A 15257-nucleotide genomic window follows, 5' to 3' on the forward strand; every position below is an offset into this window, starting at 1 on the left:
CAGGCCTCGTCTCTTTCCCCGTGAGCCGAAGAGCAGGGCATCCTGCGCTCCGGCTCCAAACGGGCGACCTCGCGACGCACCGAGGTCACATGTTGATCGGCGCTCCGACCAGACCGTGGAAGGCCTCCTGCATCGCCTCGCTCATGGTCGGGTGGGTGTGGACGTTGAGCGTGAGGTCTTCGGCGGTCAGCTCGAACCGGTGCGCGAGCGTCAGCTGCGGCAGCAGCTCGGACACGTCGTGACCGATCAGATGCGCGCCGATCAGCTCGCCGTGCTCGTCGTCGGCGATCAGCTTGACGAAGCCGCTGGCATCCCCCAGGGCGTGCGCCTTGGCGTTCGCGACGAAGGGGAACGTCGAGACCCGGATGCCGCGCCCCTCGGCCCGGGCCTGAGCCTCGGTGAGACCGAAGCTCGCCACCTGCGGTTGGCAGAAGGTCGCGCGTGGCATGAACCGGTAGTCGTCGATCGGGTGGGTCTGCGCTCCCGCCGCGTGCTCGGCGGCGACCATTCCCTGCGCCTCGGCGACGTGCGCGAGGGCGAGTTTGGCGGTGACGTCACCGATCGCGTAGATGCCGTCGACGCTGGTGCGCAGGTATCCGTCGACCGCGATCGCCCCGCGGTCGGTCACCTCGACACCCGTGCTCTCGAGGCCGTAGCCGTCGATGCGCGGGGCGAAACCGACCGAGACGAGCACGCGCTCGGCCACGAGCGTGCGCTCCTCGCCGTCGACCGTGCACACCACCTCGACGTCGTCACCGCGGTCGGTCACGCCGTCGACCCGCGTCGAGGTGAGCACCTCGACGCCGAGCGACCGGAGGTGCTTCTCGAGCTCGGCCGACACGTCGGCATCCTCGAGGGGCAGCACGCGATCGAGGTATTCCACGACCGTCACCTCCGCGCCGTAGCTGCGCAGGAGGTAGGCGAACTCGATGCCGATCGCCCCGGCGCCGATCACGACCACGCGGCGCGGAACGTCGGACGCGAGGATCATCGTCTCGTACGTGAGCACGTTGGCGCTGGTCTCGACGCCCGGGAGCATCCGTACCGTCGATCCCGTCGCGATGATGGCTTTGCCGAACCGGATCTCGCTGACGCTGCCGTCGGCGGCGGTCACCGACATCGCGCGCGGACCGGTGAAGCGTCCCCGACCCTCGAACTCGGTGATGCGGTTCTTGCGCATCAGATAGTGGATGCCTTTGACCCGGTCGCTCGAGACCTTCCGGCTGCGCGCGTAAGCGGCGGCGTAGTCGGCGGTGATGTCGCCGGCCAGGCCGAACAGCTCCTTCTGCGCGGTGACGAGGCGCGCGATCTCGGCGTTGCGCAGGAGCGACTTCGCCGGCACGCACCCGACGTTCAGGCAGACCCCACCCCAGTAGCGCTCCTCGACGATCGCGACCGTGAGGCCCAGCTGTGCCGCGCGGACCGCGGCGACGTAGCCGCCGGGGCCGGCACCGAGCACGACGAGGTCGACCTCGGCACTCATGCCGCAACCCCCTCGGTCTGGTCGGAGGCGACCGGCACCACGGCCGGGTCGGAGGCGAGCGCCTCGAACGCGGCGACGGCGTCGCGCGTGACGGCGTCGCCGAAGAACTGCTCCCAGACCGCCGGCCCGAAGGTCAGGTGCCGCACCCCGGAACGCACGAGGGTGAGGATCTGTTCGGGCGTACGCACGCTTCCGGCGAGCACCTTCAGCGGCGAGCCGGCGGCCGAGACGGCGGCGGTCATGGCCGCAGCTTCGACGAGGCCGTCGCGTCCCGCGGCATCCATTCGAGCGATGAACGGCGCGACGTAGGTCGCCCCCGCCGCCATCGCCGGCAGCACCTGCCACGCGCGGTGCAATCCCGTCACGAGCACCTCGCCGCCCCCGGCGAGCCGCCGGGCGGCTTCCAACGCCGCCGCGGAGTAGGCGACCTTGATGACCACGCGATCCGAGAGCGCGCGCCACCGCTCGCCGCGGGCGACGAGTTCGTCGGCAGTGTCGCCGTGCACCTGGGCGAAGACGCGGGCGGCGCCGGCATCGACCGCCCAGCGCACCACCTCGGGCACGTCGGCGGTGCCGAGGCCGGCCTTGTCGAGGATGGCGGGGTTGGTGGTGAGCCCGGCGAACAGGCCCGTGGCCAGCATCCGTTCGGCGGCCGCACGCTCGGCGCTGTCGACGTAGAACGCGAGCATCAGATGCCCCGCGCCGACTCGTCGAGCGTGCCGTCGGCGCCGGGGCCGTCCTGCACGCGGTGGCCGTCGAGCGGTCGGATGCGGGTGTGAACCGCATCGACGATGTCGTCGGGGGTGACGAAGTACTCCCACTCCAGCTCCGCGGGCGGCGCGATCCAGTTGCGGGCGCCGAGCACGACCACCGGGGCGTCGAGGTCGTCGAAGGCCTCCTCGCTCACCTTCGCCGCCACCGTGTTCAGCCAGCTGCCCCGCAGGTTCGCGTCCGACACGCACACCAGACGCCCGGTCTTGGCGACGGATGCCAGCAGCAGGTCGTACTCGAACGGCACGAGCGAACGCGCGTCGATGACCTCGACCTCCAGGCCCCACTGCTGCTTCATGCGGTCGGCGGCCTCGAGCGCACGATACAGCGCCGCCCCGACGGTGAGGATGGTGAGATCGGCACCCTCGCGCACGACGTTCGGCACGCCGATCGGCGTGAGGTACTCCTCGGCCGGGACGCCGTCGTCGAACACCGTCTCGGGCAGGTCGTACAGGCGCTGGCTCTCGAAGTACACCACCGGGTCGTTGCCCTTCAATGCCGAGGCCAGCAGCCCCTTCGCGTCACGTGCGGTCGCGGGGAACACCACCTTCAGGCCCGGTACGCCCGCCACCATCGAGCTCCAGTCCTGCGAGTGCTGGGCGCCGTACTTCGCCCCCACCGAGACGCGCATCACGAGCGGGATCTGCACCAGGCCGCCCGACATCGGCTGCCATTTGGCCATCTGGTTGAAGATCTCATCGCCCGCGCGGCCGATGAAGTCCGCGTACATCAATTCGATGAGGGGGCGTCCACCGCTGAGCGCGAAGCCGACGGCCGATCCGACGATCGCGGCCTCCGAGATGGGAGAGTTGAACAGGCGGTGGCGGGGCAGGAACTCGGTCAGCCCGCGATAGACGCCGAAGGATCCACCCCAGTCGCGGTTCTCCTCGCCCCAGAGCGTGATGCGGTCGTCGGCGGCCGTGGCATCCACGATCGCCTCGAAGATCGCGTCGCGGAACGTGATCGCCTTCGCGCCGCTGAGCGTCTTGCCGCCCTCGACGCCGACGCGCGACTTCCTGGCCAGCGCCAGCCGGTGAGGCAGCTCGTCGACCGGGACGATCGTTTCGCCCGCCGGCGCCTCGCCGGGCTGCACCGTGGTGTTGTTGAAGGTCAGGGATGCCATGACGCCGGCGTCGCTGCGCAGGTGCAGCCGCGGCGACACGGTGTCGTCGATCGCGGCCTCGAGAGCTGCGGTCACGGTCCGCTCGGCCCAGGCTTTCAGCTCGGCCTGCGCGGTGGAGGGCAGCGCGCCGCCGTCGACCATGCGCGAGAAGAACGTCTCGATCGGGTCGATCGCCGTCCAGAGGTCCACCTCGTCTTTCGTGCGGTACGACGAGGCGTCGCTCGGCGAGTGGCCCGACAGGCGGTAGGTCTGGCAGTCGATGAGCACGGGGCCCTCGCCGGCGTCGAGGTGAGTACGGGCCTGTTCCATCGCGTCGATGACGGCGAACGGGTCGTTGCCGTCGATGGTCTGGGCGTGCATGCTGTGCCGGTTGATGCCGGCGCCGATGCGCGCGAGGCGCTCGAAGGCCATCGTCTCGCCGATGGGCTGCCCGCCCATGCCGTAGAAGTTGTTGACGACGAAGAACACCACCGGAAGACCCCCGCGGTGCTTCTCATCCATCAACCGGTCGAGCTGGGCCATGCCGGCGAAGTTGAACGACTCCCACACCGGTCCCGTGCCCGTCGAGGCGTCGCCGATGCTCGCCACGACGATGCCCGGCGCGCGCCGCAGGCGGTTGTGGAGCGCAGCTCCCGTGGCCAGTGGCGCGGAGCCGCCGACGATGGCGTTGTTGGGGTAGATGCCCAGCGGGGGGAAGAAGGCGTGCATGCTGCCGCCGAGACCGCGGTTGAAGCCGGTGCGCCGGCCGAACGTCTCGGCCGTCATGCCGTACATGAGGTAGTTGATGGCGAGCTGTTCGGGGTCGTCGGTGGCGAGTCGGTCTTGCACGACATCCCAGATGGCGCCCTCGGACCACTCGCGCAGGCGCGGCTCGAGATCGGCGGGCAACGACGACGTGATCGCCGACAGCCCCTTCGCGACGACTTCGCCGTGGCTGCGGTGGCTCCCGAACACCTTGTCCACGGCGCCCAGGGTGAAGGCCTGCCCGACGGCGGCCGCCTCCTGACCGATCGAAAGGTGAGCCGGGCCCAGGTGCGTGTAGGGGACACCGAGGTAGGCGCCCTCGCGTTTGATCGCGTTGAGCATGAGTTCGAACTCGCGCACGAGGATCATGTCGCGCCCGATGCGGCGGATCGCGGCGTCGCCGTAGGTCGCGCGCTGTGCGGCGACATCGGACGTGTAGGCGTTGACCTTGATCGAGGCGAACGCGAGCTCGTGGGCTCGACGCGTCTCGGTGGGGTCGATGAGCAGTTCCTTGGCCATAACGTTTCTCCGGTCGTGTGGTCAGTAGGCGGCGAGGGTGTCGATCAGTTCGATCGAGCTCGCGATGTCGGCGAGGAGCGCGGCGGCGGCCGAACCGTCGATCGCGCGGTGGTCGAAGGTGAGCGACAGCGGAAGCTGTGCGGGAGCTTCGGGAAAGGCGCGATGCGTGGCACCGACGCCGAGGATGCAGGTCTGCGGCGTATTGAGCACGGGGGTGAACCAGTGGATGCCGGCCCCCCCGAGATTCGACACGGTGAAGGTCCCGCCCTCCATCTCGTCGGGCGCGAGGCGCCCGGCTCGGGCGCGGTCGATCGCGGCGTGTGCGGCCTCGGCGAGTGCGCCCAGGCCGAGCGACTGCGCATCGCGGATCACCGGCACCAACAGCGCCTGCCCGGTGTCGACGGCGAAACCGAGATCGACGTGGTCGAACCGCGTGATGCCGTCCCACGAGAACCACGAGTTCGCGGCCGGGTGCCGTGCGAGCGTGCGAGCCGCGGCGAAGAGGAGCAGATCGTTCACACCGATGCGCGCCGCCCCCGTGAGTGCGGCGGCCTCCTTCAAGCGCGCCGCATACGCCAGGAGAGCGTCGCCCGAGGCGTAGCGGGTGAGAGTGACCTGCGCGGTGCCCTGCAGAGAGGCGTGCATGCGCTGCGCCGTGACTTTGCGCGCCCCACGGACGGGCACGACGCTTCCCTCGCGGCCGGCGCGGGACGTGGCGGGCGCCGGAACGGGTGCCGTCGCCGAAGGCGTGGGAGGCGCCGTGTCCGCGGCCTCCACGTCGGCGATCACGATGCGGCCGAAGGGGCCACTCCCCTCGATCAGCGCGATGTCGACATCGCGTTCCGCGGCCAGTCGGCGGGCGCGCGGCGAGATGCTGAGGCGGCCACGCGGGGGGCTCTGCTCCGGCGCGGGCGACGCGGCGCGAGCCGTGGCCGGGGAACGGTCGGACGCGCCGTCGGGTGCGGCGGAGGCACCGACGGACGCGCCGGCCGAGGGCGCGGCATCCGGGGTGCGCGCCGAGACGGCCTCGCCCACCGCCCCGACGACCAGGAGCACGTCGTGCTCGGGAGCCTCGTCGCCCTCGGCGTATCGCAGATCGAGCACGACGCCCGCCGCGGGGGTGTCGACCTCGACGGTCGCTTTCGCCGTCTCGAGCACGGCGACGACGTCGCCGATCGAGACCGTGTCGCCGACGGCGACGTTCCATTCCAGAAGGACGGCGGGTTCGCCGGCGTTGCCGGTGGTCGGCACCTTGACTTCGGTGGCCATCATGCTCGCTCTCATGTGCGGTGCGCTCTCACATGAGCGCAGGGAGATCCGAAAAGAACCGCCGGAGGCGGTGGGGTCGGGGCGGCCCGTGGGGCCGCCCCGAAAGGGTCAGTCGCAGGTCTCGCGGTAGAAGTACTTCGAGACCTCCGGGTCGTCGGCGTTGGCCGTGGTCGCGATGACGTTCTCGAGGTACACCGGGGTCTCGATCTCGCTCGCTTCACCGGTGACCGCTTCGTACGCGGCCTCGACACCCAGGCGCCCTTCCTTCTTGAAGTCCTGCACGACGAGGATCGAGATGTTGCCGGCCTTCAGCTGTTCCACCGTCGCCGGCTCGGCGTCGTACCCCGCCACGGGGATCTCGCCCTTCTTCCCGGCGTTGACGATGGCGTTCGCGGCGCCCGTGGCCGAGTTGCCATTGACCCCGAACACGCCCGCGAGGTCGGGGTTGGCGAGCATCAATGCCTGCACCTGCGACTCGGCGGTCGCGACAACCGACTTGGAGTACTCGGGCTCCAGCAGCGTCACGTCGGGGAACGACTTCTTCATCTCGTCCTGGAAGCCCTTCGTGCGCGCGGCGTCGGTGCTGGCTCCCGGTGATCCGCTGATGATCGCCACCGTGCCCGTGCCGCCGATCGCCTCGCCGAGGGCCGTCGCCGCGGCCGCTCCCCCCTGTTCGTTCGACGAACTGATCTCGGCGGACAGTCCCGACGTATCGGTGAGAGTGGTGTCGAGGGCGACAACGGGGATGTCGGCGGAGAGGTACTGATCGACCACGGGACGCAGCGCTCCACCGTCGGTCGGGGTGAGCAGCAGCGCCGAGGGGCTCTTCGCGAGCAGCGACTGCACGACGGGCAGCTGCGCCGAGGGGTCCCACGTCGTCGCCCCCGTGTACTCGAGGGCGACACCGAGCTCGTCGGCGGCTTCCTTGCCCCCGCAGTACATCGTCATGTAGGCCGGGTGAGTGGTGAGCCCCGGGACCATGTAGAACGTCAGGTTCTGCCCCGACGAGTCGCCGCCGGATGCCGAGCCCCCGGCGCATGCCGAGAGCGAGGCGGCCAGGGTGAGCGCCGCAGCCGCAGCGGTGCCGCGCCACAGTGCGCGAGAAGTGCTGGTGACCATGAGAAGTGCCTTTCAGGGAGTGAGTGCCGCGACGATGCGGCGAAACGGAGCGATGGATGGAAGAAGGAGGGCGATCATCGATCGCCGGAGAGACGGATGCGGAGCTGGTCGCCGTAGACGGCCAGCACGATGACGATGCCGATGGCCACCGTCTGCCAGAAGGACTGGACACCGGCGAGGATGAGGCCGATCTGCAGCACAGCGGTGATCGCCGCCCCGACGAGGGTGCCCACGATCGAGCCTCGACCCCCGGTCAGGCTCGCCCCACCGATGACGGCGGCGGCGATGGCCGACAACTCGGCGCCTTGACCGGCCAGCGGTGAGGCCCCGACGAAGCGCGAGACCAGCAGGACACCGGCGATGCTCGCCAGCGCCCCGGAGAGCATGTACACACGCACGAGGTGCGCGTCGACGGCGATGCCGGCGCGACGCGACGCGCCGTTGTTGCTGCCGATGGCGTAGGTGCGCATGCCGAAGCGGGTACGCGACAGCGCCAGGGCAGCGACGACGGCCACGACGATCGTGACGAGGACGGGGACCGTCAGCCACCCGCCGAGGAGCCCGGCGTTGCCGATCGCGCCCAGCTGAGCGGGAAGGCCCACGACCTCGGTACCACCGCTGAGGATGTTCGTGGTGCCGGTGCCGACTCCGAGCATGCCGAGGGTGACGATGAACGGCGTGATCTTCAGTTTCGTGATGACGAGCCCGTTGATGAGCCCCATGAGCGTGCCGGTCGCCAGCGATGCCGCGAAGCCGATCGCGATCGTGAGCGTGGGATCCACCCCGGCCCCGACCAGCTGTCGCATGGTGACCGCCCCGACCATGGCGGAGCAGGCCAGCACCGCCCCCACCGACAGGTCGATGCCCCCGGCGATGATGACGAAGGTCTGACCGATCGCGAGCAGCGTGATGACCGTCGCCGCCTGCGAGGTCGCCAGCCAGCTCGCCTTCGACAGGAAGGTCGGGGCGATGATGCCGATGACGGTGATCATCAGCACCAGGATGAGCACGCGAGCGGGATCGCCGTCGTGGCTGCCGAGCCAGCCCACGGCGCGGCGCCACCGGGGGCGCCCTTCGCGTCCGAGGGTACGCACGCTCGTGGTCGCGGGGATCACGGCCCTTTCCGCGGCGGTCGCGGACGTCCGCGGGGTCTGGTCAACGGACATCGGCGTTCTCCTTCACAGCGGCACCGGTGATCCACCGGATGATCTCTTCGATCCCGTGCTCGCGCGGGTTCAGATCGGCGGCGATCCGGCCCCGGTACATCACCAGGACGCGGTCGCAGATGTCCTGCACCTGCGGCAGGTTGTGGCTGATCAGCAGCACCGGAAGGCCCGTCGACGCCACGTCGGTGATGAGCTCGCCGACGCGCTGCTGCTGTTCCACGCCGAGCGCCGCGGTCGGCTCGTCCATCAGCACGAGCTTCGAGCCCCACGACACCGCGCGCGCGACCGCGATGGCCTGACGCTGGCCGCCGGAGAGGGCGGCGGCGCGCGAGAGCGTCGAGCCGATGCGGATGCGGGTGCCGGCGAGCTTGTCTTCGGCATCGGCGATCATCGCTTTGCGATCGAGCCAGCCGAGTCTGCCCAGCAGGCCCTTCGCCAGTCGCTCCCTCCCGAGGAAGAGGTTGCCCCAGATCGGGAGGTCCATCGCGAGAGCGAGGTCCTGGTACACCGTCTCGATGCCGAGGTCGCGGGCCGCGAGCGGGCTGGAGAGTTCGACGGGGCGCCCCTCGAATTCGAGCCGCCCGTGGGTGGGGGTGGTCGCACCGGAGAGCACGCCGACGAGAGTGGACTTGCCGGCGCCGTTGTCGCCGACGAGGCCGACGACCTCGCCCGGGTAGATGTCGAGGTCGACGCCGCGCAGCGCCTGTACGTGGCCGTAGTGCTTGGTGATCCCGCGTGCGGAGAGCACGGGACGACTCTGTTCCATGTCGGCTTCCTTTGGTGGAGGTGGTCAGGGTTGGGGGCCGCGGTCGATGTCGGCGCGCAGGCGCCGCGACAGCTCGCGATAGAGGGGACGGACGGCGGGGTCGGGCTCGATGACTCCCGAGACGCGTGCGCGCGCGTCGAAGTCGACGTCGATGCCCGCTGCTTCGGCCCCGGCGAGGGCGGCCCCGATCGCGGAGTGCTCCACATCGCTGGAGACGTGCACGGGAAGGCCCGTGACGTCGGCGAGGGTGCGACGCCACACGTCGAAACGCGCGCCGCCCCCGGAGATGACGATCTCGGTCGCGGGCGATCCGGCGGCGGCGAGCTCGTCGATCGCGTCCCCGAGCCAGACGCACACGCCCTCGACGAACCCGCGGACGATGTGAGAAAGGTCGTGTTCGAAGCCGAGACCCGAGATGCGGGCGCGCGCGGCGGCGTCGACGCGAGGTGTTCGCGTCCCTCCGAGGTGCGGCGCAACCACCAGGCCTCGCGCGCCGGGCACGACGGCCGCGGCCTCGTCCATGATCGCGGCGACGCGGGGCGGCGAGGTGTCGCCTCCGGCGACGCGTCCCAGCAGCCAGTCGATGCCGAGTCCGGCTGCGAGCACCACCCCCATCGCCATCCACTCGCCGGGGCGGACGAACGGCATGACGTGCAGCCCGCGGTCGGACGCCAGCGGCTCGATCGTCCTCTGGAACGCGGTACCGCCGGAGCTCAACGCGACCGCCGCCCGAGCGGCATCCTGCAGGCCGAGGGCCCGCGCGGCCATGGCCTGGTCGCCGCCGCCGACTGCGACGGGGATGCCCGCGGGCAGGCCCGACTCCTCGGCCGCCGTCGGAGTGACATGACCCGAAACGGCGAGAGTGGGCATCACCTGGGCGAGCAGGCCCGCGTCGAGGTCGACACCGGCGGCGAGAGCGCGCGCGGGCTCTCCCGCGCGGATGTCGTAGAGCAGCCCGGCAGCGGCATCCGTCGGATCGGTCGCGATGACCCCCGTCAGCCGGGAGCGGATCCAGTCCTTGGGCGAGAACACGTGGGCGATCCGGGCGTAGACGGCCGGTTCGTTCTCGCGCACCCAGCTCAGACTGACGCCGAGCATCCCGGTCGCGATCGGCATCCCGGTGGCCGCGGTCACGCGAGCGGGCGTGAGCAGGTGCATCCATCGGTCGACCTGGGCCTGGCTGCGCGCGTCGGACCAGATGATCGCCGGGCGCACCGGTTCGCCGGCACGGTCGACGGCGACGAGACCGTGCATCTGGCCCGACAGGCCGACGGCGACGACGCGGCCGACATCGGCGACGTGGAGCGCAGCGATGGCCTCGCAGGTCGCCAGCCACCACCGGCGGGGGTCTTGCTCGGCCCACGAGGGGCGGGGGCGCTCGACCGGATAGTGCACCTGGGAAGTGCCGCGCACGACGCCGTCGAGACCAAGGGCCACGACTTTCACGCTGGAGGTGCCGAGGTCGATCCCGATGGTGATGGGTGTCATGCGATCACCTCCTTTGGTGTGCACATATGAGCGCTGCTCGCTCATATGCTCACATCATACGCGTCGCGGACGCGCACGCAAGCACAGATTCGGTGCGCACGTCGACGACGAGCCGCGGCTCGTGCGTGCACGGCGGATCTTGCGCCGCGGGCGGGTGCCCGTCGCTCTCACGCGACCACTCGACCGGCGGGGACCGTGGCGCGAGGAGGACCTACGACTCCAGAAGCAGGCGAGCGGTCTGCACGTCGGTGACGAGGGTCGAGACGAACCCGCTCCGCAGGACCGCCGCGATCGCCCGAGTCTTCTCGATGCCACCCGCCACCGCCACGACCTCGGGGATCCGACGCAGATCGTCGAGGGACACTCCGACCGTTCGACCCGTCAACGGGGAGTCGACGAAGTCGCCCTGCCCATCGAGCAGGATGCCGCAGACATCCGCCACCGCGCCGGCGGCGACGATCTGCGCACGCTCGCGCTCGTCGAGCTCCGTCGCGACGGCCGAGTGCGGCGGGTCCCATGACCCCACACCGAGGACGGCGAAGGTGAGCGCCGGGAAACGATCGATGGCGGCGGCGAGACTGGCGTCGCCTCGCAGCGCACGAGCGATCTCGGCGGAACCCACGAGCAACGGCGCATTGAGCGGATAAGCCGCACCACCCGTCGCCGCAGCCATCCGGCGCGCGAGTTCCACCCCGCCGATCGCCGACCCACCCGCGTTCACTCCCCCGACCACCTGCACGACATCGGTCATCGTCCGCGCCGAGAATGCCTCGACCGTGCTCGTCAACGCACGTCCCCACGATATTCCGAGCACGTCCTGCGACCCGAGCACGCTCTCGAGGTACTGCGCGGCCGCGGCGCCGACCACGGCGTCATCGGCTCCCCCATCGGGCAGGGACCGTGCAGCGAGCACTCTCGCGATACCGAAGCGGTGCGCTACGCGGTCACCGAGATCGAGGTCGATGTCCGTGGGCACGTCGACGTGGATGCGCACGATCCCGCTCTCGCGCGCTTCGTCGAGAAGACGCGCCACCTTGAAGCGCGAAAGCCCGAGTTCCTCCGCGATCTCGCTCTTCTGACGATTGTCGAGGTAGTAGCGCCGCGCGACGATGGCCGCCTCCAGCGAGGCCGAAGGCCGACCACGAGGACGATCCATCGCCATGAGCACTCCTTCGTCCTCTTCATGCTACGACTCGAACCGCTCGCATGTGCACGAAATGCTCAGATGCACCCGACGGTACACGCGGCGCGTTCGCTGGGCCGTGTCGTCACCGCCCCCGGACGTGTGTGCTCAGGCGCCGGCCTCGCCGCGGTGCGCGGCATCCATCTCCGACGAGTGCAGGTGAAGAATCGCCAGCGACTCGCGGAGGGAGCCGACGGGCGCCTCGATGTCGTCGTAATGGTGCACGAAACCGTTCGCGTCCCGCGCGCTCACCGACACCATCGCATAGCCGGGACGCGGTACCCGCGTCTTCCGTCCGAACCGTCGCTCCACCATGGCATCCGCCTTTCGCTCGCGGGCGAGAGTATCGCGCCGCGGGCGCGACGGCGGGTCAGCGCGCGGCCGACTTCTTCTTCTTGCCGGACTTGCCGTCACCGGTCGACGGCGGGTCGGGCGCGTCGGCCGGGGTCTCGTCGGCGGCGGCCCGGTCTTTCGCCCGCCGCTTCGCCTGTGAGGCGAGGCGTGCCAGGTCGACCATGCGCAGGGCGTCCATGCGGGCCTTGCGCATCTGGACGTATTCGGGATCGGCATCCGCCGTCATGCCCTCGACGTCGAGACGCTGGCTGAGGTTGGCCTCGACATCGCCCCACGCGGCGATGCGTGCGTCGGCGACGAGTCCCGCCACGCGCGCGGGGTCGTCGGCGAACACGCGGAGCTCTTTCGCCACCCCGCGCGATTGCTTGGCGCGGCGACGGAGGTTGCGCGTGTCGCGATCACGGTAGTCATGGGTTCCGGAGGAATCCGAGAAGCGCCCCCACGCGCGCTTGCGCTGGTGCGTCACCCGCTCGGCGGCCTGGTCCTGCTCGTCGGCGAGTGCCCTCAGCGTCTTGCGGGCGTACTCCGCGAAGACCTCGCCGTCGAACTGGCCGCCCCGGGCGATCGTCTGCACGAGGATGCGATTGCGCACGCCGAGTCGCGCCGCCGCTGTCGCGATCGACAGCCCCTCGGCTATGGCCTCTTTCGTGCGCCCCACGGCACCTCCCGCTCCAGGCTATCGTCCGCGGGGGGCGCGACCCTCAGGACACCTTGGCGACGACCGCGGCGACGCGGCGCGAGCGGGTGTCCGCGGCCTTGGCGGACTCGACGCTGGTGACGTGCGCCTTGCGAGCGCTCGGCGAGAGGGCATCGAAGGCCGCGCGCGCACCCGCGTCGGCGAGCGCCGCGGCGAGATCGTCGGGGACCTCGACGGTTCGCGGTGCGGTGTCGAGCGTCAACGTGACGGTGATGGCATCCCCTCCGGCCAGCCCCGTGGCGGCACGCTTGTCCGACGAGAAGGGGATGAGGAAGCGACCGCCCATCACCCCGATCGTGCTGGCGTAGACGAAGCCGTTGACGTCCACCACGACAGCGGCGCGCTTTCCGCCCCCGAGTTCGTCGACGACGTCCGCCGGCACCTCGATCCCGGTGTTGTTCCCCGTCTGCGACAGTGTCGTTTCGAAACGCATGCGGCACAGTGTGGCAGAGAGCCCGACCGGACACACCCGGCGGACGTACGGGTGCGGCAATCCGTTCGCGCGGAGGCTCCGAAGAGATGGCAGCGGCGATGCTGATGGCATGAGCCGCCGGTGGGGGCGCACCGACGACTGGCGAAGACGATGACAGAACCCGTACACCTGCAGATCTCCGACGGAGTGGCCTGGGTCACCCTGAACAGACCCGATGACGGCAACGCCATCAGCCTCGACCTCGCACGGTCGTTGCGCCGCACGGTGGAGCAGATCGCGGTGGACGCGCCCCGGGTCGTCGTCTTCTCGGGAGCCGGCGCCGGCTTCTGCTCCGGTGGCGATGTGACCGAGATGGCCGACGCCGACGACCTCGGCCAGTTCGTCTACGAGCTCGCGACGACCTTTCACGGGGCTCTCGCGCGCCTGGCCGACCTGGATGCGGTCATCATCGCGGCGGTCGACGGTGTCGCCGCGGGCGGGGGACTCGGCCTGGCTCTTTGCGCGGACGTCATCCTCGCATCGGACCGCGCCCTCTTCCTCACGGCGTACGAAGCCATCGGACTGAGCCCCGACAGCGGCGCGTCGTTCCTCCTGCCGAGGGTCATCGGAGCGTCCCGCGCGCGCGCGATGAGCGCGGTCGGCCTCCGATTGGATGCCACGGCCGCCCACGACATCGGCCTGGTGCACGCCGTCACCGCCCCGGCCGACCTGTCCGACGCGGTGCGGGCCATGGCCGGCCGTCTCGCATCGCGGCCGCAAAGTCACATGGCGGCGTCTCGTGCACTGTTCCGGGGCGCCGACCCCCACGAGTTCCGTCGCCACCTCGCGGCGGAGGCGCGCGCGATCAGCGCGGCGGCCGGCTCGTCCGACGCCGCACGCCTCATCCGTGAGCACGCGGTCCGCGCGCGCCGCAGCGCCGAGGCGATGCGGCGACGGGCGGAACGCGCTCGCGCCGCGTGATCGATAGGTGAACGTCCGCTGAAGCGCAATCCCCTCCGACTCGAAGGGGCGGGCCCGTAATTTCGGTGTCGTTGCGGAGGGCCTCGGAGAGTACTCGGGGGCCTTCTGTCGTTTCCGGACTGCTATCGGATGACCGGAGTGACGCGCAAAGCCCAATCCGATCGGCGGCGTTCCTCCGAAGATGTGGTGAGGCGACCGGACGGTCGCTGCCAACACTCTGGGAGGTTCATCATGAGCTCATCACCCAACCGTCTCGTGGCCACCGTCTTCGGCGCTGTCTACCTGCTCGTCGGACTGCTCGGCTTCGCCGTGACCGGCGGGGTCGGTTTCATCGCCACCGATGGCGGTCTGCTCCTCGGCATCTTCGAGGTCAACCCGCTGCACAACATCGCGCACCTGCTGATCGGTGGCGCTCTTCTCGTCGCCGGGCTCGCCAATGCTCGCGCCGCCAAGGGCGTGAACACCACCGTCGGCGCCGTCTACCTTCTGCTCGGCATCGTCGGCTTCTTCCTCGTCGACACCCCGGCGAACATCCTCGCGCTGAACGTGCCCGACCACTTCCTGCACCTTGCCAGCGCCGTCGTGCTGCTGGGCGTGGGCCTCGGCACCGAGCGCAGCATCCCCCGCACCGCGGCGGTGTGATGTGACCGCCGCGACCTTCACACAGTCGTGGCCCTCCGTGTCCGCATGGGGGGCCGGGCTCATCGCCGCCGCCCTCGGCGCGGGCGCGATCGTCCGACCCGGTTCCGAGGCCGTCGCCGTCGGCCTCGGAGCCGGGATGGTGGTCCTCGGCCTCGCCGCACTCGCCTGGGGCGGAGCGGTGCTGGCCACCGGACGCCTACTCATGCCGCGAGCCGCCCTGGGCGGGTCGCTCGCGACCCTGGTCCTGACCGGCGCGCTGATGTTCGCCGACCCGGCCCACACGAGCATCCTCGGCGCCGCCGCGGCATCCGTCTTGCTCGTCGTGGTCGGGGCGGCGGCCGCGGGCCGCCTGCGTCGGATCCGTCGTGACGGCACGGCAGACCGGTCGCCCCAGCCCATGAGCGTGGTGGGACTGCTCGTGGCGGCCGCGGTCATCGCCGTCGTCGTCACCCCCGCCCTGGGCGCGACCCAGAACGCCGTCCTGCTGCGAGACGACGGCACCGTGCCGGTCATCAGCCACGACGGTCACTGATCCGGAGC

15 protein-coding genes are annotated in these 15257 nt (G+C 70.6%); 3 read left to right on the forward strand and 12 right to left on the reverse strand.

What is annotated here, in order from left to right:
• Positions 1-85: 85 nt before the first annotated feature.
• The 12 genes from lpdA to MT347_RS09150 form a co-directional block, all read right to left on the reverse strand.
• Positions 86-1483: a dihydrolipoyl dehydrogenase gene (gene lpdA, locus MT347_RS09095; protein ID WP_243500293.1), complete on the reverse strand. Its 1398-nt coding sequence runs from the start codon at positions 1481-1483 to the stop codon at positions 86-88.
• Complete coding sequence (locus tag MT347_RS09100; RefSeq protein WP_243500294.1) at positions 1480-2172, reverse strand: transaldolase family protein; 693 nt, start codon at positions 2170-2172, stop codon at positions 1480-1482. Before MT347_RS09100 ends, lpdA begins: the two co-directional genes overlap by 4 nt.
• Entirely contained in the window at positions 2172-4640 is a 2469-nt protein-coding gene (locus tag MT347_RS09105; RefSeq protein WP_243500295.1) for a thiamine pyrophosphate-dependent enzyme, read from the reverse strand. The genes MT347_RS09100 and MT347_RS09105 overlap by 1 nt, the downstream gene beginning before the upstream one ends.
• Before the next feature lie 21 nt (positions 4641-4661).
• Positions 4662-5912 (reverse strand): dihydrolipoamide acetyltransferase family protein, encoded by a 1251-nt coding sequence (locus MT347_RS09110; RefSeq protein ID WP_243500296.1) that lies wholly within the window; start codon positions 5910-5912, stop codon positions 4662-4664.
• 105 nt (positions 5913-6017) lie between these two features.
• The gene (locus MT347_RS09115; protein ID WP_243500297.1) at positions 6018-7028 is read right to left on the reverse strand and encodes an ABC transporter substrate-binding protein; all 1011 of its coding nucleotides are present in this window, start codon (positions 7026-7028) and stop codon (positions 6018-6020) included.
• 74 nt (positions 7029-7102) lie between these two features.
• On the reverse strand, positions 7103-8194 hold the full coding sequence (locus MT347_RS09120) for an ABC transporter permease (RefSeq protein ID WP_243500298.1): 1092 nt from the start codon (positions 8192-8194) through the stop codon (positions 7103-7105).
• Positions 8184-8960 (reverse strand): ATP-binding cassette domain-containing protein, encoded by a 777-nt coding sequence (locus MT347_RS09125; RefSeq protein ID WP_243500299.1) that lies wholly within the window; start codon positions 8958-8960, stop codon positions 8184-8186. Before MT347_RS09125 ends, MT347_RS09120 begins: the two co-directional genes overlap by 11 nt.
• A gap of 24 nt (positions 8961-8984) precedes the next feature.
• Positions 8985-10448, reverse strand: a complete 1464-nt coding sequence (locus MT347_RS09130) for an FGGY-family carbohydrate kinase (RefSeq protein ID WP_243500300.1) — start codon at positions 10446-10448, stop codon at positions 8985-8987.
• A 211-nt stretch (positions 10449-10659) separates the two neighbouring features.
• Positions 10660-11610, reverse strand: coding sequence for a sugar-binding transcriptional regulator (locus MT347_RS09135; RefSeq protein ID WP_243500301.1), 951 nt, complete (start codon positions 11608-11610; stop codon positions 10660-10662).
• Between the two features lie 129 nt (positions 11611-11739).
• Complete coding sequence (locus MT347_RS09140) at positions 11740-11946, reverse strand: hypothetical protein (RefSeq protein ID WP_243500302.1); 207 nt, start codon at positions 11944-11946, stop codon at positions 11740-11742.
• A gap of 55 nt (positions 11947-12001) precedes the next feature.
• Positions 12002-12643 (reverse strand): asparagine synthase, encoded by a 642-nt coding sequence (locus tag MT347_RS09145; protein WP_243500304.1) that lies wholly within the window; start codon positions 12641-12643, stop codon positions 12002-12004.
• A gap of 43 nt (positions 12644-12686) precedes the next feature.
• Complete coding sequence (locus tag MT347_RS09150; protein WP_243500306.1) at positions 12687-13115, reverse strand: YdeI/OmpD-associated family protein; 429 nt, start codon at positions 13113-13115, stop codon at positions 12687-12689.
• A gap of 150 nt (positions 13116-13265) precedes the next feature.
• On the opposite strand from MT347_RS09150, the gene MT347_RS09155 reads away from it, so the two are divergent.
• The 3 genes from MT347_RS09155 (at position 13266) to MT347_RS09165 (ending at position 15249) form a co-directional block, all read left to right on the forward strand.
• Complete coding sequence (locus MT347_RS09155; protein ID WP_243500308.1) at positions 13266-14075, forward strand: enoyl-CoA hydratase/isomerase family protein; 810 nt, start codon at positions 13266-13268, stop codon at positions 14073-14075.
• Positions 14076-14306: 231 nt separating this feature from the next.
• Positions 14307-14717, forward strand: coding sequence for a DUF4383 domain-containing protein (locus MT347_RS09160; protein WP_243500310.1), 411 nt, complete (start codon positions 14307-14309; stop codon positions 14715-14717).
• Between the two features lie 37 nt (positions 14718-14754).
• Entirely contained in the window at positions 14755-15249 is a 495-nt protein-coding gene (locus tag MT347_RS09165; RefSeq protein WP_243500312.1) for a hypothetical protein, read from the forward strand.
• Positions 15250-15257 lie beyond the last annotated feature (8 nt).

The organism is Microbacterium sp. VKM Ac-2923 (assembly GCF_022815605.1).
GTDB lineage: Bacteria > Actinomycetota > Actinomycetes > Actinomycetales > Microbacteriaceae > Microbacterium.